We start from the raw sequence: 19,030 nt of genomic DNA on the forward strand, positions 1-19,030 counted from the left end.
CCAGCTCATGCCCCAGCCGAAGAACGCCACCGCCAACTGGGTGAACCAGGCAAGGCACGAACACGACAACCTCCCGCCCACAGCATCCGCGCCCGCCCCGCGGGACAGCAGCAGACACGCCGAAAATCACCCGCATATCCAAACCAGTGGACCCAGTCGGCGGTGAGGTGCTCGACATCGTGCACCGAGCGCAGCGGCCCGGTTGGGAACGGTGAGTCTTTCCGGATCGCTTCGGTCTTATAGAGACCAATTATTGTCTCCGCCAACGCATTATCGTAGGCGTCTCCGACCGTTCCAATCGACGGCTTCATGCCGGCGAGCATGATCGTCTCCCCGCAGTGCACCGACGTGTACTGCGACCCGGCATCAGAGTGGTGAATCGTCGACCCCGCCAGCGGGTGGCCTTCACGGGCCCGCAGCGCTGCGGCCTGACGGAGCGCCGATTCGACGAACCACGAGTGCTTGGTCGTTGAGCACGCCCAGCCGAGGATCCGCCCGGCGTAGGCATCGACGACGAACGCGGTGTAGACGAACACCCCGGTGACCAGGCGAACGTAGGTGAAATCGGCGACCAGAAGCCGGTTGGGGGCATCGACGGCGAAGGTGCGATCCACCAGGTCCGGTGCCCGCTGCGCGGCGAGATCGGCCACGGTAGTGCGGACCTTCTTGACCCGCCGCACCCCCTGCCAGCCGTTGGCCCGCATGAGACGCTCCACGGTGCATTTGGCCACCGGAATGCCCCGTCGTTGCAGGTGAGCCCACATCTTGGCCGCACCGTAGAGTGACTCGGGCTTGCGGCGACCATCAGCATCGGGGGTGTAGTAGCCGGCCAGGATCTCAGCGACCGTCATGTCCCACAAGACCCGTTTCGATGGTGGGCGAGCCTGCCAGGCGTAGAAGGTTCTCGGGGCGATCTTGCAGCCACGCTCGCTCAGCACGCGGCAGATCGGAGCGACCCCGAACCGAGCACGATGCTCGGCGATGAATTCACAAATCAACGGTGTCGCGGGTCGCTCTCCCGCGCGAAGAAACTTGTTGCCGCCTTCAGGATTTCGATAGTCTGCTCAAGCTCACGGTTCTTCTTACGCAGCTCGCGCAACTCCCGGCTCTCCGCCGTCGATACCCCAGCAGCCTGGCCGTCGTCGATCTCGGCCTGGCGCACCCACTTGCGCAGGGTCTCCGCGCTCATCCCCAACCGGGCCGAGATGGCCCGCATCGCCGCCCACTCGGTGTCGTACTCGTCGCGATGCTCCCGGACCAGCCGGACCGCCCTGGCCTTCATGTCCTGGTCGTACCTCGTTGCCATCGTGCCATCCTTCCCTCAAAAGAAGGTGTGCACGAAACCCGGGATGGTCCAATGCGATATCCACCGGCCCGTTGACCGTGGGTCACCGAGCCCGTCACGATTTCTGTGCAAGTCTGAGGTGACTTGACAACGAGTTGTATTCTAACACAACGGAATCCGTCCAGGGAACAGTTTCGCCAGGGTGTTAAGCGCCACAGTCCAGTTGTAGGTTCCCGTCCCCGAATAGCCTCCTCTGTGGCTGGAGATGTTGCACAACCCCAAGTACAGCAACTTGATCGCAGAGTCCTTGTCCGGGAAATGTTCCCCGGTTCTTGGTAATTTTGCGTAGCTGGAAATTGATGGACTCGATCGCGTTTGTCGTGTACACGATCTTGCGTAGTTCCACCGGGTAATCCAAGAAGGCAATGAACTCTGGCCAGGCGCCCCGCCACACGTCGATCGCGCCGGGGTATTGCGCACCGAAATCGCGGTCAAACTCTTTGAGCGCGAGCTCAGCGGCATCTACGGTGGGCGCCGAATAGATGGCCCGCATCGACGAGGACTTGTACAAAGAACGGTGTAACTGCTGAGAAGTAGGAGGCACCTGTGACTGATGTGGTTAGTAATCAAGATAGTCCTGTGGACCTGGATGCGGCGCCGCCGGCGCAGCCGCTGTTGAGTGAGGCCAGCAACGATGAGTTGGTGCGGCTGTTGGCCGAGCGGGCCCGCGCGCAGGGCCTGAAGCTGGCCGGTGAAGGTGGCCTGCTGTCCCATTTGACCAAGCGCGTGGTCGAGTCGGCGCTGGAGGGCGAGCTCGACGATCACCTGGGCTACGGCAAGCACGATCCGGTCGGGCGCGGCAGCGGCAATTCCCGCAATGGCAGCCGGGCCAAAACGGTGGTGACCGAGGCGGGTCCGGTGGATATCGAAGTGCCGCGGGATCGGGCCGGCTCGTTTGAGCCGCAGATCGTCAAGAAGCGCCAGCGGCGGCTGAGCGGCGTGGAGGATCTGGTGATTTCATTGAGCGCCAAGGGTTTAACGCACGGTGAGATCAGCGCGCACCTGGCCGAGGTGTATGGGGCGGCTGTGTCCAAACAGACCATCTCCACGATCACCGACCGGGTGCTCGAAGGCATGGCCGAGTGGCAAAGCCGCCCCTTGGATCCGGTGTATCCGGTGATCTTCATCGATGCGGTCAACGTCAAGATTCGTGATGGCAATGTCGCCGACCGGCCAATCTATCTGGCGCTGGCCGTCACCGTCGAGGGCACCCGCGACATCCTCGGATTATGGGCCGGTGAGCACGGCGACGGGGAGGGGGCGAAGTTTTGGGTGCGGGTGCTCTCGGAGATCAAAAACCGTGGCACACAGGATGTCTGCATGGTGGTGTGCGATGGGCTCAAGGGCCTGCCGGACGCGATCGAAACCGTCTGGCCGCAGGCGATCACCCAGACGTCATCTATTAACAATGGATCGGCCGGGATGGTCTCGGCGTTCACCTGCACCACCACGGGCAGGGCCCACGCAAACGCGTCACCTTCGAGGTCCACATGCAGACCTGTCCGCCCGTGGTGGCTGCGGGGCGTGGACCGGCCAGCGAGAGCAGCGCCACCGCTGTGGGCGGTGAGTGCCGAGATGAGGTTCCGGGCAGGCCTCGCGATCGCAGGGTGAACCTTTCACATTGAAAGGGATCCAAGTGCAATGAATCAGAGTACTCTGCAACGGCCGAACAGCTTCTGGTGTGGGATCGACTGGGGCGGGCGCTTCCATCACCTGTGTGTGCTGGATGGCACCGGCCAGCAGCTGCTCAGTCGCAAGGTCGCTCACACCGTCGATGGTCTGGCCGTCCTGGTCGGGTTGATTGCTTCGTTCACCGGTGCGGTCCGGATCGCGATCGAGCGGGCCGAAGGGCTACTGGTCGAATATCTCCAGCACCACTGCGATGCCGAAATTTATTGCGTGTCACCGAAAATCTCGGCGCGAGCACGCGAACGCTATCGGATGGCGGCCGCCAAGTCCGACGAATTCGATGCCTATGTGTTGGCCGATACGTTGCGTCACCAGTATGCCCAGTGGCGGCCGTTGGCCGTTCCGTCGCCGCTTCTAGCGGAGCTGACCGCAGTGAGCCGCGATCGTCAACGCATCCTGGATATGCAGGTGGACACCGAGAATCGACTGCGGTCAATCTTGGATGCCTATCATCCGTGCCCGTTGCACCTGTTTTCTGCACTGGACCGGGACATCACCCTGTCCTTCATCCGCAGCTATCCCACTCCCGTGCAGGCGGGCCGGATCACCGCTGCGCGGATGGGCGCGTTCACGTCCCGGCACGGCTACAGTGGCCGGCACAAACCCGAGACACTTGTCGCCCGGATGCAGCCGCATCTGCTATCGGCGAGCGACGGCACCGTTGCTGGCAAAGCGTTGGCGGCCAAAGCATTCACCGAACAACTGGCTCTACTCAACACCCATTTGCGAGCCCATGACAAACGACTGGGCGAACTGCTTGAGGCGCACCCGGACACCCCGATCTTCACCAGTTTCCCCGGCATCGGACCGGTCACCGCCGCCGTGTTGATCTCCGAAATGGGTGAGGAGCGCAGTCGTTTTCCTTCGGCGCCGTCATTGTTGGCAGAGACCGGCTTGGCTCCGGTCACCAAGGTGTCCGGGCGCACACGTCAGGTTCGCTTCCGCTACGCCGCCAACCGGCGGATGCGGCACGCCATCGACTGGTGGATGTTCGTCGCCGTCCGTGAAGACCTCTGGTCGGCCGACATCTACCAACACGCCCGCGCCGCCGGCCAACCACACCATCGTGCCCTGCGTGGCCTGGGCGCCCGCTGGTGTCGCATCTTGTGGCGCTGCTGGCACGACCACAACCCCTACGACCCGGCCATCCACCACCGCGCCACCGCCGCCTAACAACCCCACCCCGCCCCCGCGCTGAGCAAAGTCAGCCCGCCGCGGCGATCAATCATGCCCACGACCCGAGGTTGACAGCGGGAGTCTGCGTCGTGCACCTTCTGAGGAACTCGTTTCGCTACGCCTCCAAGAGGGATTGGCCGGCGCTGGCCCGTGATCTCAAGCCGATCTACACCGCGCCCAGCGAGTCGGCCGCGCTGGAGGCGTTCGTCGCGTTGAGCGACACCTGGGGCCAGCGGTATCCGGCGATCGTCAAGCTCTGGGAGTCCGCGTGGGCCGAGTTTGTGCCATTTCTGCAGTTCGACACCAGCATCCGATCGGTGGTGTGCACGACGAATGCGGTGGAAAGCATCAACGCGCGCATCCGGCGAGCGGTCAATGCCCGTGGGCACTTTCCCACCGACGCGGCCGCGCTGAAATGCGTCTACATGGCGATCATGAGCATCGATCCCACCGGCCGCGGCCGCAAACGCTGGAGCAACCGCTGGAAGGAGGCCTTAAACGCTTTCGACATCACATTTGACGGACGCCTGTCCGCTGCACGAAAGTAGAACCGACACAACCATTTACACCGTTATCCGTACAGACCCAGGATCGCTAGCGACCAAGGATCGCTAGAGGCCGCCGGTGGCGGGACCGGCTGGGTCATCGTTTCCGCCGAAGTGGTGTAGCGGGCGAGTCTGCGCAACGGTCTCTGCCCATCACTTCCCGGCTGCGTCGCCTTGAAGCCCGCTAACCGGACTTTCAGTTCCCGGGGGCGCTTGGTAGCCAGCCGCCGAATTCCGCAGCTGCCAGATTTGCTCAGGACAGAATTGACTGACCGCGTAGGAGACAAGGTAGTTTGCCGCATACTCGTCGTTGGGGGTTACATCGCTTTTCACATCCCCCATCAGCTGGGCAAAACTTCGGCCGCCGCTGACCTTTTCGCAGATCCCGCGGCCATAGCCGATGGCGTCGCCATTTGGAAAGTTGTAGGCCCGCCGCACCGTTACGTTATACAAATAGTCCACCTCGGGTGACGGAACGGCATGCGCCTGAAAAGGTATCACCAGCGCGGGTGCGCTCATTGCCGCGGCAAAGACGAGCAGGAAGGCAGCCAGTGACGCGCGGTGGTAGTTGCTGTGACTGAAGTACCGGCACGGACTCATTGTTTTCCTCAACGTGAAGTGATTGGCTGTATCGGCTCTAGCGTACAGCGCTGACGATGTCTTCGGACATCGCGCCAAACTGCGGCCCCCAGGTTCCCCAGCCGTGGTCGCCGCCGGTCGGTGAATCGCCCTGGAAATGCTGGAGGCTCCAGACCTTGGAATCGAGGATGGAGTCATGCCGAAGAAACAGTCACCGCCGAGCAAGCCGACGAGTCGCCGCTACAGCGCCGAGCAGAAGGCCGGAGCGGTACGGATGGTCCGGACATTACGGGCGGAGTTGGGTAGCGACCACGGCGTTGTCGCCCGGGTCGCCGATCAGCTTGGCTACGGGGTGGAGTTGGTGCGGACCTGGGTGCGCCAGGCCGACATCGATGACGGCTATCAGCCAGGGGTGTCGACAACCGAAGCGCGGCGCATGAAGGAACTCGAACAGGAGAATCGAGAACACAAGCGCGCCAACGTTATCTTGGGCGGGGGTGGCCGTTTAGCTGCGTGAGCTGGGCGTTTGCGTCGTGGACGGTGTCCGTGACGTGGGTGGCAGCGATGCGATTGACGCGGAGCTGTCCGTGTAGGAGCGCGATTTGGTTCCGCAGTTGGCGGGTTTCGTCGTCGAGGTGAACCGCCCCGGTGAGTCCGGAGAGTTTCTGGTGTGTGAGCTCAGCCGGCGGCTGGTCTTCGGTGTTGAGCGTGGTCGGCGGCCTCCAGGTCTACTGGTGGGATATCGCCGCAGTATTTGTAGAGGCGGCGATGGTTGATCCAGTCCACCCGATTCGGCGGTGGCCAACTCGATCTCCTCGATGGTGCGCCAGGGTTTGCGGGGTTTGATCGACTCGGTGTTGTACAAGCCGATGATTGTCTCGGCCAACGCGTTGTGGTAGGACGATCCGACTGCCGCGGCCGAGGGTCGGGTACCGGCTTCGGAGAGCCGCTCGGTGAACCGGATCGAGGTGTATTGGGATCCTCTGTCGGTATGGTGGACAACATCTTTGAGATCAAAGATCCCTTCGCGTTGCCGAGTCCAGATGGCGTGTTCGATGGAATCGAGCACCATTGAGGTCGCCATCGTTGCGGCCACCCGCCAGCCCAGGATCCGTCGGGCATAGGCGTCGGTGACAAACGCGACGTCGGCAAACCCCGACCAAGTCGATACGTAAGTCAGGTCGGCCACCCATAGCCGGTTGGGCGCCGGCGGGCCGAATTGGCGACTCACCAGATCGGCGGTCCGGGCCGCCGTCGGATCGGCGAGCGTGGTGCGTGTGACCCTGAATCGCCCTGGGTTTTGTGCACACCGGTTTACTTTGCGCCGGTCGGCTGACCGGTGTGGTGTGCATGGTAGTCGGCCTCGTATTCGATGGGTGGTTTCAGTCCGAGTCGGTGCATGAGCCGGCTGGTGTTGTACTTATGCGGGTGATCGAGTCAAGTAGGGCGGTCACGAGGCGGTGGTATCGAGGCGGTCGAGGATGCCGTCGAAGATCTTCTGGCGGCCGAGTTGGCCCTTGTTGGCGGCATCGTCGCGCTGGCGTTGCAGCGTGGGCCGGAACTCGAGGGTGGTAACGAAGAAGCTGCAGGATTCGCAGATGGACTCGAAGTGGCAGTCCATCTCGACCGGTCGTGCGCAGTAGCCGTTGCCCAGCATGCGGCGGTGCATCTCGTTACGCAGTTTGCGCATTTCGCGGCCTTCGTCGTCGCCGGCGAGTTGATGGGGTTGGCCGTAGAGTAGTTCCACTTTCTCGGTGACGGCGAAGTACTCCTCGGCGACGGTCTTATCAGCAATTCGTGCGTAAACCATTGTCATGGCTAAGGTTTTGTGTTTGATATACGGGTGATCTTCGGCGTGTCTGCCGTGATCCAGCGGGGTGGGCGCGGATGCTGGCGGCAGGAGGTTGCCGTGTTCATGCCGTGCCTGGTCCGTCACCATCGTGGGGCGGAGTTGGCCGCGATCACCCTGGGGCATCCGCTGCTGGATGACTACCTGGCCTTCGTTGCGGCACGGGCCCGAACGAACACTTGGCTGGCGGTGGCCTCGGATTTGAAGATCTTCTTCGGTGTGGTTGCCAAGGAACCGACCCAGGTGAGCGCCGCAGATGTGTTCGCGTTCTTGGCGTTTCAACGCACTGCCCGTTTGGGTGAGCGGGTGGTGCGGTTGGAGGACGGCGAGCCGGGCCTGGCGGCGCGCACGATCGCCCGCCGGTTGTCCAGTGTGCGTGGCCTGTATGCCTACCTCGCGGCCCGCGGTGACACCGGCGTAAGCCGCAACCCGGTGCCGACCAGCCTGGCCGCCCGCCGCCCCGGTGCTCGGCGCGGGAAGGGCGGGATGGCGTTGATCCGCACCCCGCGCACGCTGCCCCGGGTGCTGGCGCCAAGCGAGGTCGACGCGCTGCGGGCGGCGCTGCGCACCCACCGCGACCGGGCCATGGTCGAGGCGATGCTGCTGGGTGGACTGCGACGCTGCGAGGTGCTGGGCCTGCGCCTCGACGACGTCAACGCCGGCGAGCGGCGGGTGTTCGTGGCCGAAGGCAAGGGCGGTCGGCAGCGGATGGTGCCGGTATCGGCGCGGTTCTTCGCATCGCTGGGGGACTATCTGGATCAGGAGCGGCCGCGGACGTCGACCGATCGGGTGTTCGTGGTGTTGAAGGGGCCCCGGCGTGGCGAGCCGTTGTCGGCCGCCGGTCTGGACGAGATCCTCGACGGTGCGCGCGCTCGCGCCGGGCTGACCCAGGCGACGTGCCATCAGCTGCGGCACACCTGTTTCACCCGGCTGCGGGAGGCGGGGATGGCACTGGAGGCGATCCAAGCCCAGGCCGGCCACGCCTCGATCGACTCCACCCGCATCTACCTGCACCTGGCCAACGACTGGTTGGAACGGGAGTACCTGCGGGCCGCCGAAGCGATCGAGGCGCAGGTCGTCGCCTCCGGTGAGGCGGCCGAGGCATGAACCGCTCACCAGCACATCGCCCCGACATCGAAGAGCTCGTCGAGGCGTATCGGGCCGACCTGGTTGCGGCCGGGATGTTCGCCGGACATCCGGTGACCTCGGTGGCCCGCACGTTCTTCACCCGCGTGGGTGTGGCGGGCTGGTCTGCGTTGCCGCTGGCAACCCAGTGCGCTTTGCCGCTGAAGGATCGACGGGTGGTTGGTTGGCTGATCGTGACGGGACGGCTGCGGCCCAGCCCGGACTATCTCGTGGCGTGCCGGCCCTACCTCGGCGAAGTCGCCGCCCATCATCACCGCGGGTTCCACCAACGGTTCGTCGCGACCTCCACCGAGCTCGGGTTTGATCCCATCGTGACCCGCCTGCAGTGGTCGGCGCTGGCCAAGGTGGCCGCGCTGGCCGGGCTGACTCCCGAGCAGCTGACCCAGCCGGTGATCGATGAGCAGCGAAAAGCGTTGAGTGCCGCGATAACTCGTCACCGACCCGGCAGCCACGGCGCCAAAGCACTGAGCGCGGCGCTGTTCGGTGCGCAGACCACCCTGTTCCACCTCGGCGTCCTCGACAGCGCGCCCCGCAAGACCAGCCCAAACCGCTCGGCTGAGCGGGCCGCCCAGTGGGCGGCGGTTCCGCCGCGGCTGGCGGCCACCCTGACCGGTTACATCGCCCAGACGCGGCTGTCGCTGCGGGCCTCGACGATGGTGCGTGTCGAGGGCGTGCTGCGGGAGTTCGCCGGCTGGCTGGCCGCGAACGCCCCCGAGGTGGTCTGTGTTGCTGACCTGCGTCGGGCACACATCGAGGCCTACAAGCTGCACCTGGCCACCCGTCCTTCGGCGCGCGGCGGCCGGTTGTCCAAGATCAGTCTCGCCGAACATCTCGGCACCCTGCGCACCTGCTTCGACCGGCTCACCGAATGGGACGGCGACGATATTCCCGCCCGCGTGCTCGTGTTCGCCGGCGACCTGCCGATCCGCGACGAGCCGCTGCCCCGCTTCCTCGACGACGCCGCGTTCACCAAGCTGCTGCAGGCCGCGCGCGCCGCCGACGACCCGTTTGTCCGGCTGTGCGTGGAGTTCCTGGCCCGCACCGGCCTGCGTAAGGGCGAATTCCTCGATCTCACAGTCGATTCCGTGGTGCAGATCGGGGCCGCGTACTGGTTGCACGTGCCGCTCGGGAAACTGCGCAACGACCGGTACATTCCGTTGCATCCCCAACTCAAGGATCTCCTCGACGAATGGCTCGCCGCCCGACCCGTCAGCCTGCGCAGCCGCTACCTGTTCGTTGAGTACGGCCAACGCATCGGGGAGGGCCGCGTCGATCGGGCCGTCGCTGAAACCGCGAAAGTGGCTGGCATCGGCCGTGTTTCGCCCCATCGTCTCAGACATACCTTGGCAACCCAGGCGATCAACCGCGGTATGTCGCTGGAAGCGCTGGCCGCGCTGTTGGGTCACCGATCTATGCGGATGACGCTCGTTTACGCTCGAATCGCCGATCGCACCGTCGCCGACGAATACTTCACCGTCAGCGAAAAGGTCGAGGCCCTCTACGATCAGCCGCGCGCACTTCCCGCCGACGCCGAAGGCGCCGAAATGCGAAAGCTCCGCGCCGAGATGCACCGTCGGATGCTCGGTAACGGCTACTGCGCCCGACCCGTCGGCCTGGACTGCCACTTCGAATCCATCTGCGAATCCTGCACCTTCTTTCAGACCACCATCGCCTTCCGGCCCACTCTGCAGGCACAACGCGACGACGCTGCCGAAAAAGGACAGCTCGGCCGCCAGAAAGTGTTCGACGGACTGCTCGCCCGACTCGATCAAACCGCCTCCTGACAAGACGCACTTGACAAGATCACCCGCATAATGGCCGAGCAGCGCCATCAGCGCCTGCAGCGACACCCCGCAGTTGATCAGCGCGGTGGCGTAGGTGTGTCGAAGTTGGTGTGGTGTAACGGATTTCAATCCTGCTTCGGTGGCGGCGCGGGCAAGTTCGTTGCGCAGGACGTCCACCGATATGCGGCGCCCCTGATGAGTGAGCAGGAACTGGACCGGCTTGCCGGTGCGTGGGTGTGGCAGTGGCTTGCCGGGCGAGCGGTGCGCGACGATGCGGTCGACCAACTCGAGGGTCTCGTCGTCGATGGGCACCATCCGCTCGGTGTCGAGCTTGCCCAGCGGAACCTTCAACCAGGCCCCGGCGCCGGGAACCTCATGCACACAGTCCAGTTCCAAGTCGAGCAGTTCGCCGATGCGCATCCCGGTGGCGCGCAGCAGCAGTAGTGCGTCGGCGCGCAGCCGGTTCGGCGAGGCGTGCAGCGCCTGCGACAGCCGCCGATCGGCGTCCGGGGGCAGGTAGCGGGGCAGCGCCCTGGGCAGTCGGGGCACATCGCGGGCAAACACGAGCTTGCGGCCGGGCGCCTCGGCCCAGCCCCATTCGTTGATGTCGTCGATTAGCCGCCCGACGGTCAGCACCCGCGAGCGCCGTTCGGAGGCCGACAACACCGCGCCGGTGCGCGGGTTGGTCGCGGCGGCCACGGCGGCTAAGCCTGAATCCGTGGAAGGTCGGTCTTTGGTGATCGGCGTGTGAACAGTGAAAACGCCTTCCGAGCTGGGACAATAACGATTGTCGAAGTCGAAACAGTCCCTGCTCGGGAAGGCATTTCCAGTGCAATCAGCATACACGTTTAGCACCGAGTCCGCCGTGTTCGACGAGCAGAATTTGGTGTCGGCGGCGGGTTTGGTGCCGGTGCTGGAATTGGCTGAGCAGAGCGGTCTTTCGCGGTTGATCGGCGAGCACATCGATCTGCCCAGCACCCGGGTGGCCTCGGGCGCGGTCAATGCGGCCGGCAAGCTGACCACGATCATCGCGGGCATGATGTGCGGGGCGGACAGCATCGACGATGTGAATGTGCTGCGCGCCGGCGGCACGCCGCGGGTCTTCGATGAGGTGTATGCGCCCTCGACGCTGGGGATCTTCCTGCGCGAGTTCAGCTTCGGGCATTCCAACCAGCTCGCCGCGGTGGCCCGCGAGCATCTGGTGGCACTCGCGGCGCACACCCCGCTTTTGCCCGGCATCGAGCAGCGCGCGTTTTTAGACATCGACTCGCTGCTGCGCCCGGTCTACGGACACCACAAGCAGGGCGCCTCGTTCGGGCACGCCAAGATCGCCAGCCGCGCGCTGCTGCGATTGGGCCTTTCACCGCAGATCACCACGCTGTCGACCGCGCAGGCGCCGCCGGTGATTGCCGAGGCGCGGCTACGCAGCGGGCGGGCCGGCTCCGGGCGTGCGGCGGCCCGCCAAGTCAAGCAGGCCATCACCACCGCCCGCCGGTGCGGCGCGGGCACCATCATGCTGCGCGGCGACTCGGCGTTCGGCACCAAGAAGGTGATGGCCACCTGCGTTGCCGAAGGTATCGAATTCTCCGTGTCGGTGGCCCGAAACAAGCGCATCAGCACCGCCATCGCCGGCATCGGCGAGCACGCCTACACCCCGGTGCACTACCCGGGCGCGGTGGCTGACCCCGACACCGGCGCGCTGATCTCTGATGCCCAGGTCGCCGAAACGCCCTACACGCTGCGCCTGGGCGGCGGGCGCACGCTCACCGTCCGGCTGATCGTGCGCCGTGTCAAAGATGCCCGCTACCCCGACGCGCTGTTTGCGGTGTGGCGCTATCACCCATTTGTGACCAACTCCGATTTGCCCACCGCCCAGGCCGACATCACCCACCGCCGCCATGCCATCATCGAGACCACCTTCGCCGACCTCATCGACGGCCCATTGGCTCATATCCCCTCTGGGCTGTTTGCAGCCAATTGCGCCTGGCTGGCCTGCACGGTGATCGCGCACAACCTGCTACGCGCCACCGGCACCCTCGCCAGCGGTGAGCACGTCGTCGCGCGCGGTGCGACCCTGCGCCGCGACCTGGTCAACATCCCAGCCCGCTTCGCCGCGCCCGCCCGTAAGCCGATGTTGCACCTGCCCGCGCACTGGCCATGGCAGATCGGGTGGAAAACCCTGTGGAACAACATCATCGGTCACAGTCCGGCGATCCCACGAGCAGGGTGAACGCCACCTCCCGTGCCCAACTGCCATCCCAGGCCCGACCCCGAAGACACAGGAAAGCTGGTGCAGGCCAGCGGCTCAATTATGCCCACCCCATTCCCAACCGCCCCAATCGTGCAGAAACCAGCCCCGCGACGACACCAAATCACTCATCCACGGATTCAGGCTAAGTAAGGCTCAATGTGACGTTGCCGATCGAGGTCGGCCAGGCTGATCAACGCTGGATCGTGGTCGGCGAGGAACTGGGCGAAATGGCCCAGGCGGCTAGCGATGCCCAACACGGTCGATCGGGTGCGAGTGCCCGAGGCGCATTCCAGGTAGGCGACCAGCGAATCAGCCAATCCGGTTGGAACACTGGCGAAGTGACGCCGCCACGGCCAACGCAGATGCGCGGTGTTTTTCGCAGTTGGGGTGACCTGCCCACCCAGGTGATACAGAACAGCGCGGGTGGCATACAACGCGGTCCGGTAGTGCTGGAGTGGCCGCTGATGTGCTTGTTCGCGGGCGGTGATCGCGGCGCTGAACTCGGCGATATCGGTATCGTCAAGCTCGGTAAGCGGGTGGCCGGTCTGGATCAGCATGCGCACCGCGACCTGGCTGGCCAGCCCCGCCGCTACCCGGGGTGTGTAGCCCAGTTCGGTTGCTGCGGAAAGGAATCGGGTCACATAACCAGCCAAGGGGCTTGTGTGTGCCTCCCGTAGGATGGCAGCCAGCTTACGTTCGAGCAGATAGTCGTAGCCCGGGCGCAGATATCCGGACAGCATCAGATAATTCAACAGCGGCCGAACCGTCCAACCGGCCGACAACCGCACCGACAGCGGCAGCTCGGCCCAGGCCTGTGGATCGGGCCAGCGGGTCAGAAACACGCGGGCCGTTGCCAGTAACGATCGATTCCCCGCACCACGGGCCGCCAACGCGGCCACATACCCCGACAGCAACTCCTCGCCGCGCGGCGCTGGCCGCCGCGCGGCAACAGCCCCCTCAGTGGGCGCGCTGGCGATCACGGGCGGCATCGTAGGCGGCACGCACATGCGTCGGGGACAGGTGAATGTAGGCGGCCGAGGAGTCGACGTGGTCGTGGCCCATCAGCGCCTGTAGTACCGATAGGTCAACTCCCGCCTCGGCCAGCGCGGTGCCAAACGAGTGCCGCAGCGCATGCGGATGCCCGGCAGGCACCCCGGCCTTCGCCCGGTGGTAGCGAAAGATCGTGCGCAATCCAGCCGGGGTCAGCGGCTCGCCCCGGTTGGGGCCCTTTGCGACCAGAAACAATGTGTCGCAATCTGATTCGGGCCGCTCGGCGAACAGGTAGGTCTGGATCAGCGCGGCCACGTCTGGATCCAACGGAACTCGGCGCTCCTTGTCGCCCTTGCCGATGACCCGTACCCAGCCGCCGATGTCGATATCGCGGACCCGAAGACCCAGCACCTCGGCCGAGCGCAACCCGCAGAACAGCATCAACCCCGCGATCGCGCGATCCCGGTCGGTGCGCAGGCTGCCCACCAGCGCCGTCGTCTCCTTGCGGTCCAGGCCGCGCGGCAACCGCCGAGGCTCCCGCACCCGTAACCGCGAGCGCTGCTTTGGCTTTCGCAGGTGAGCCAGCAGACCGCTAGCCTCCCCGGCTGCGCGGCGTGCCGGACCCCCGCGCGGTACCGGGTTGTCCGCCGATCCATCCCGCATCTGCCGATAGGAATACAACCCCGAGATCGCGGCGAGCCGCCGGTTGATCGTCGTCGGCGCGTAGCCGACGTTGCGGCCATCGCGGATCGAGTACACGTTGCCGCCCGGCCGGACCGGCGGCAACGCCGACCGGCAGAACGCCAAGAACCGCAGCAACACCTCCGTGGTGACCTCGTTGACCCCAAGGCGCTCGGCGGCCAGCCACCGCGCGAACGCCAGCAGGTCGAACGCGTAGGCGCGCACCGTGCGCGGCGAGTAAGCGCGATCGGCCAGATAGCTCAGGTAGTCGTTGACCAGATCCATGCCAGCCGGCCCGCCCCGACCAGCGACCAGCGCCCCTGCCGCTCGACTGCACACAACGACTCGACCGTCTGCTCTGCTGCCATGGGACTCACATATGCCTAACGTCTCAACGCAAATCAAGCACCCCAGGAAAAACGGCGTGTCGTAGCCAACAACCAGTAACCATTAGCCGGTTAAGAGAGGAATGCCCTGTCGTTGCAGGTGAGCCCACATCTTGGCCGCACCGTAGAGTGACTCGGGCTTGCGGCGACCATCAGCATCGGGGGTGTAGTAGCCGGCCAGGATCTCAGCGACCGTCATGTCCCACAAGACCCGTTTCGATGGTGGGCGAGCCTGCCAGGCGTAGAAGGTTCTCGGGGCGATCTTGCAGCCACGCTCGCTCAGCACGCGGCAGATCGGAGCGACCCCGAACCGAGCACGATGCTCGGCGATGAATTCACAAATCAACGGTGTCGCGGGTCGCTCTCCCGCGCGAAGAAACTCGTTGCCGCCTTCAGGATTTCGATAGTCTGCTCAAGCTCACGGTTCTTCTTACGCAGCTCGCGCAACTCCCGGCTCTCCGCCGTCGATACCCCAGCAGCCTGGCCGTCGTCGATCTCGGCCTGGCGCACCCACTTGCGCAGGGTCTCCGCGCTCATCCCCAACCGGGCCGAGATGGCCCGCATCGCCGCCCACTCGGTGTCGTACTCGTCGCGATGCTCCCGGACCAGCCGGACCGCCTTCATGTCCTGGTCGTACCTCGTTGCCATCGTGCCATCCTTCCCTCAAAAGAAGGTGTGCACGAAACCCGGGATGGTCCAGACGGAATCTACGGCTGAGCTCAGATTCTGTCGGTTTGCGGATTGATAATGTAGCCAGTGAATATCGTGTGTCGATTCACAATATGCTTGAGTTGATCTATTACCATTGAGTGGTGGCGAAGCCAGCGCGGATGCACGTAGCCCGAACACCGAGCAAGTATGTGGACAAGGCGGGCAACGTTCGCCGCTATGAGTCGGTCCTGGTGCGCCGCACCTATCGAGACGGCAAGAAAGTCCGCCACGAGACGCTGGCGAACCTGTCCAAGCTGCCCGCCGACGTGATCGCCGCGGTTGAGGGCACGCTCAAGGGCCAGGTGCTGGTGCCGGCCGGGTCTGAGTTCACGATCACCCGGTCACTGCCGCATGGGGATGTGGCGGCGGTAGCTGCGATGGCCCGCCAGTTGGGGTTTCCGGCGTTGTTGGGGCCGGCGTGCCGGTCGAGGGATCTGGTGTTCGCGCTGATCATCTCCCGGGTGATCCAACCGGCCTCCAAGCTGTCCACGCTGGCCTCGTGGGCCGATTCCACCGTGGGGGTCGATCTGGATGTGGCCACCGCATCCACCGACGAGATCTACGCTGCGATGGACTGGCTGGCCGACCGGCAAGACACGATCGAAAAGAAGCTGGCTGCCAAACACTTAGGGCCACAGGCTAATCCCTCGCGGATGGCGTTGTTTGATCTGACCAGTGCCTGGATGACCGGACGGTGTTGCGAGCTGGCCTCGCGCGGGTATTCGAGGGACGGTAAAAAAGGGCTACCGCAAATCGAATACGGCATCCTCACCGATCCAGCCGGCCGCCCGGTGGCGGTGCGGGTGTTTGCCGGTAACACCGCCGACCCGGTCGCCTTCACCGACATCGTCGAGGTGGTGCGCACCCAATTCGGGCTTGATCGGTTGGTGCTGGTCGGTGATCGCGGCATGATCACCTCCGCGCGTATCGACGCAATCCGTGAACTCAATGACAACCCAGACACCGCAACTGGTTTCGGATGGCTCACCGCGCTGCGCGCCCCCCAGATCGCCGTGCTGGCCGCCGATGACGGGCCGCTGCAGATGAGCTTGTTCGATACCCAGGACCTCGCCGAAATCACCCACCCCGACTATCCCGGCGAACGGCTCATCGCCTGCCGCAACCCCGCCCTGGCCGCCCAACGCGCCCGCAAACGCGCCGCCCTGCTGGCCGCCACCGAGATCGACCTGGGCGCCATCGCCGAACGGGTGGCTGCCGGCCGGCTGACCGGAGCCGGCCGCATCGGGGAAGCCGTCGGCAAAATCATCGATAAATACAAGATGGGCAAGCACTTTGAGCGCACCATCACCGACACCAGCCTCACCTACCACCGCAACCAGGCCGGCATCGACACCGAAACCGCCCTCGATGGCATCTACGTGCTACGCACCAGCGTGCCCGCCACCGACCTCAACGCCCCAGGCGTGGTCGTCGGCTACAAGAACTTGGCCCACGTCGAACGCGACTTCCGCAGCATCAAAACCGACGACCTCGACCTACGACCCATCCGCCACCGGCTCACCGAACGGGTCAAAGCCCACGTGTTGATCTGCATGCTGGCCTGCTATGTGACCTGGCACCTGCGCCAGGCCTGGGCGCCGCTGACCTTCACCGACGAACACCCACCCCTACGCGACAACCCCGTCGCACCGGCCCAACGCTCCCAAGCTGCCCAAACCAAAGCCGCCACCCGCCACGCCCCCGACGGCACCGCGCTGCGCAGCTTCCGCGGCCTGCTCACCCACCTGGCGACCCTGACCCGCAACGACATTCGCTACCACGGCACCAACACCACCGTGCCCACCCTGGCCGAATCCACCCCCGAACAGCGCCGCGCCTTCGAACTCATCAAGACCCCCATCCCCCTCCAAGTGGCGTAGCCAGAACAACCGACCCGACAAATCAACAAAACACCAGCTCAATCAGTAAATCCGACCGACAAACCGCCGCAACTTCGGATTAGCCGCTCGGACTGGGATTCGATGCGGCGAGCGGGCCCAACATCTTTGGCACCGTCCCGCCCCGGTCAGTCGAGTGACCCGTCCGCAGTCGACACAGGCCGCATCCGGATTCGGTGGCCGGCCCGGATGTGAGCAGGAGCCACACCAGCCGGTGGTGGGTCGCAGGATCCGGCGTTTTCCGCAGCGTGGACACTCGGCTCGGTTGGCGTCCAAGCGTTGCCGCCGAGCGCACTGCCCGCAGAGGTCGCGGTCGACGAACAGCACTGGCGCATTGCAGATCCGGCAGGTGCGCGAACAGCGCGCGCAGCATCCGGTGTCCGGCCCCAGAACCCGCAACACACCGCAGCGCGGGCAGCGGTGTTTGATCGGTGCGTGACACCGCGCCCAGTGGCAACGAGCACAAAGGTCACGCTCTGGTTTGCCGACCGCGCGACCACAGCACCGGCAGTCCCGGACCCGGCGGGTCATGCTAGATCGGCGGCATCGACCGGCCCCGCCGCGACGCTGGCGCGTCGTTGACCGCGACCTTGGCCGGCTTCGGTGAAATCTGTTGTGTGACAGGGGTGGTATCGATGTCAAACAGGTCATTGGGCGAGCATTCCAGTGCGGTGCACAACGCGATCAAGGTGGACAGCTTGATCTGACTGGGCTGTTTGGTGAACAACGCCGACACCGACGCCGAAGACAGCTCCAATCCAGCCTTCTCCGCCAGCAGCCGTTGCAGTTGGGCGCCGGTCCACACCTCCCGCTGGGCGGCGGCCATCCGAAGTTTCCACCTGATCTGCATACTCACTCCTGCCCGGTCAGTTCGCTCAGCGTCGCCGAGATCGCACGCTGATAGGCGTCTTCGATGAAGGTCTCCGACGGGCGCACATACCGCATGGTCGACGCGACCGTCCAGTGTCCTAAAAGCTGTTGAATGGCAACGAGATCCACGCCTCGCTCATAGTTGTGGGTCGCACAGGCACGGCGCATCCCATGCGGGCTGAACCACTCACCTTCAGGCCGGCCTTCCACTCTCATCAAATGCCGCAACCGGTTGCGGATGGTGGCCGCGGCCATTGGGCCGCCGGACTCATCACACAGCAACACCGGACTGTCCGGGAACCGGCCGCGCACATCGTCGAGATACCAGCGCAACACCAGATCCAGCCCGTCTAACATCGGCACCCAACGCGGCCGCGGCCCGGAGCCCTTGGCGCCCTTACCGAACCGCACATGCAGCTTGCCGAACGTGCCGCGCCCAAAATGCACATCCGAGCAGTCGAGCATCACCACTTCTTCCGACCGCAGCCCGGCGTGATACAGCGTGCGGAACAGCGCATAATCCCGCGCGGCCGGCGCATACTTGCGGGCAGTCGCAATCCGACCCTTCAGGAACTCGAAGAACGCGCCCACCCGCTCCGCCGTCGGCGGCGCCTCCGTGCTCGGCGAGTCGTCGCTGACATGGCGGGCGGCGTTGAACTCGTCCAATGGACAGGCCAGCCGGACCCCGAACGCCGCCTCGATCTCCGCGGCCTTGCGGACCTCAAGGAACCGGTGAAAGCCCTTGAACACCTGCAGATAATTGCGTCGCGTCGACACCGCCCGACCCGAACTGGCGAGCTCGCCCACCACCCGGTCGACGTCCTCAGCGGTCACCTCCCACGCCGGGCGCCCCAGCGCCACCAGCATCCGCTCCAACACACCGACGTCGTTGGTGATCGTCGATTCGGCGAACCCGCGCGCGGTCCACGACGCCACGAACGCCTCCACGCATTCGGCCTGAAACCGCTGCGGATCTCGCGTCTCCACGACCGCCGCGACCTCGCCGGTGATCACCCGCAGCCGCCCGTCTCCCACCGCGTACCTTCCTCGCACCTAGGGTTTCAAGGCAGTACCTTAACTCGCGGGCTTACACCTGGAACATCAGCGACACGCCCGTAGACCGGAAAACC

Annotated in this window: 13 protein-coding genes and 7 pseudogenes; 9 read left to right on the forward strand and 11 right to left on the reverse strand. The window is 65.0% G+C overall.

The window, feature by feature from the left end:
- Positions 1-5: 5 nt before the first annotated feature.
- A protein-coding gene (locus tag MHEC_RS24340) for an IS3 family transposase (protein ID WP_414018096.1) occupies positions 6-1,306 on the reverse strand; the annotation gives its coding sequence in 2 pieces (ribosomal slippage) (positions 6-1,033 and positions 1,033-1,306; 1,302 coding nt in all).
- A gap of 141 nt (positions 1,307-1,447) precedes the next feature.
- Positions 1,448-1,829, reverse strand: a pseudogene (locus tag MHEC_RS13770) (transposase); the annotation flags it as partial.
- Positions 1,830-1,957: 128 nt separating this feature from the next.
- On the opposite strand from MHEC_RS13770, the pseudogene MHEC_RS13775 reads away from it, so the two are divergent.
- The 3 genes and pseudogenes from MHEC_RS13775 to MHEC_RS13785 all read left to right on the forward strand — a co-directional run.
- Positions 1,958-2,752, forward strand: a pseudogene (locus MHEC_RS13775) (IS256 family transposase); the annotation flags it as partial.
- 234 nt (positions 2,753-2,986) lie between these two features.
- Positions 2,987-4,207 (forward strand): IS110 family RNA-guided transposase, encoded by a 1,221-nt coding sequence (locus tag MHEC_RS13780; protein ID WP_071700283.1) that lies wholly within the window; start codon positions 2,987-2,989, stop codon positions 4,205-4,207.
- A gap of 65 nt (positions 4,208-4,272) precedes the next feature.
- A pseudogene (locus MHEC_RS13785) lies at positions 4,273-4,758 on the forward strand (IS256 family transposase); the annotation flags it as partial.
- Positions 4,759-4,908: 150 nt separating this feature from the next.
- Here MHEC_RS13785 and MHEC_RS13790 read toward each other — a convergent pair.
- Positions 4,909-5,274 (reverse strand): DUF732 domain-containing protein, encoded by a 366-nt coding sequence (locus tag MHEC_RS13790; protein WP_048893883.1) that lies wholly within the window; start codon positions 5,272-5,274, stop codon positions 4,909-4,911.
- Positions 5,275-5,530: 256 nt separating this feature from the next.
- Here MHEC_RS13790 and MHEC_RS13795 point away from each other — a divergent pair.
- Positions 5,531-5,824: pseudogene (locus MHEC_RS13795) on the forward strand (transposase); the annotation flags it as partial.
- Positions 5,825-6,012: 188 nt separating this feature from the next.
- Here MHEC_RS13795 and MHEC_RS13800 read toward each other — a convergent pair.
- Positions 6,013-6,625, reverse strand: a pseudogene (locus tag MHEC_RS13800) (IS3 family transposase); the annotation flags it as partial.
- A gap of 159 nt (positions 6,626-6,784) precedes the next feature.
- Positions 6,785-7,150, reverse strand: coding sequence for a hypothetical protein (locus tag MHEC_RS13805; protein ID WP_236591476.1), 366 nt, complete (start codon positions 7,148-7,150; stop codon positions 6,785-6,787).
- 99 nt (positions 7,151-7,249) lie between these two features.
- On the opposite strand from MHEC_RS13805, the gene MHEC_RS13810 reads away from it, so the two are divergent.
- Positions 7,250-8,290: a tyrosine-type recombinase/integrase gene (locus MHEC_RS13810; protein WP_048893843.1), complete on the forward strand. Its 1,041-nt coding sequence runs from the start codon at positions 7,250-7,252 to the stop codon at positions 8,288-8,290.
- Positions 8,287-10,113, forward strand: a complete 1,827-nt coding sequence (locus MHEC_RS13815; protein WP_048893842.1) for a tyrosine-type recombinase/integrase — start codon at positions 8,287-8,289, stop codon at positions 10,111-10,113. Before MHEC_RS13810 ends, MHEC_RS13815 begins: the two co-directional genes overlap by 4 nt.
- A gap of 87 nt (positions 10,114-10,200) precedes the next feature.
- Here MHEC_RS13815 and MHEC_RS13820 read toward each other — a convergent pair.
- Positions 10,201-10,779, reverse strand: a pseudogene (locus tag MHEC_RS13820) (tyrosine-type recombinase/integrase); the annotation flags it as partial.
- Between MHEC_RS13820 and MHEC_RS24345 the strand changes: the two are divergent.
- Positions 10,718-10,864 (forward strand): hypothetical protein, encoded by a 147-nt coding sequence (locus MHEC_RS24345; protein WP_236591498.1) that lies wholly within the window; start codon positions 10,718-10,720, stop codon positions 10,862-10,864. The pseudogene MHEC_RS13820 and the gene MHEC_RS24345 sit on opposite strands and share 62 nt — an antisense overlap.
- 78 nt (positions 10,865-10,942) lie before the next feature.
- The gene (locus MHEC_RS13825) at positions 10,943-12,343 is read left to right on the forward strand and encodes an IS1380 family transposase (protein ID WP_048893886.1); all 1,401 of its coding nucleotides are present in this window, start codon (positions 10,943-10,945) and stop codon (positions 12,341-12,343) included.
- Positions 12,344-12,501: 158 nt separating this feature from the next.
- Here MHEC_RS13825 and MHEC_RS13830 read toward each other — a convergent pair whose 3' ends face one another.
- The 3 genes and pseudogenes from MHEC_RS13830 to MHEC_RS13840 form a co-directional block, all read right to left on the reverse strand.
- Positions 12,502-13,344, reverse strand: coding sequence for a hypothetical protein (locus MHEC_RS13830; RefSeq protein WP_201399568.1), 843 nt, complete (start codon positions 13,342-13,344; stop codon positions 12,502-12,504).
- Positions 13,322-14,320 carry a tyrosine-type recombinase/integrase gene (locus tag MHEC_RS13835; protein ID WP_082170053.1) on the reverse strand — a complete coding sequence of 333 codons (999 nt, stop codon included), beginning with the start codon at positions 14,318-14,320 and terminating at the stop codon, positions 13,322-13,324. The genes MHEC_RS13830 and MHEC_RS13835 overlap by 23 nt, the downstream gene beginning before the upstream one ends.
- Positions 14,321-14,497: 177 nt before the next feature.
- Positions 14,498-15,069, reverse strand: a pseudogene (locus MHEC_RS13840) (transposase); the annotation flags it as partial.
- A 182-nt stretch (positions 15,070-15,251) separates the two neighbouring features.
- On the opposite strand from MHEC_RS13840, the gene MHEC_RS13845 reads away from it, so the two are divergent.
- Positions 15,252-17,012 (forward strand): IS1634 family transposase, encoded by a 1,761-nt coding sequence (locus MHEC_RS13845; RefSeq protein WP_071700658.1) that lies wholly within the window; start codon positions 15,252-15,254, stop codon positions 17,010-17,012.
- Between the two features lie 550 nt (positions 17,013-17,562).
- Here MHEC_RS13845 and MHEC_RS13850 read toward each other — a convergent pair.
- The gene (locus tag MHEC_RS13850; protein ID WP_048893880.1) at positions 17,563-17,880 is read right to left on the reverse strand and encodes a helix-turn-helix domain-containing protein; all 318 of its coding nucleotides are present in this window, start codon (positions 17,878-17,880) and stop codon (positions 17,563-17,565) included.
- A gap of 2 nt (positions 17,881-17,882) precedes the next feature.
- Positions 17,883-18,935 (reverse strand): tyrosine-type recombinase/integrase, encoded by a 1,053-nt coding sequence (locus MHEC_RS13855; RefSeq protein ID WP_048893879.1) that lies wholly within the window; start codon positions 18,933-18,935, stop codon positions 17,883-17,885.
- Positions 18,936-19,030 lie beyond the last annotated feature (95 nt).

It is taken from the genome of Mycobacterium heckeshornense (assembly GCF_016592155.1).
In the GTDB taxonomy this organism is placed as follows: Bacteria; Actinomycetota; Actinomycetes; order Mycobacteriales; family Mycobacteriaceae; genus Mycobacterium; species Mycobacterium heckeshornense.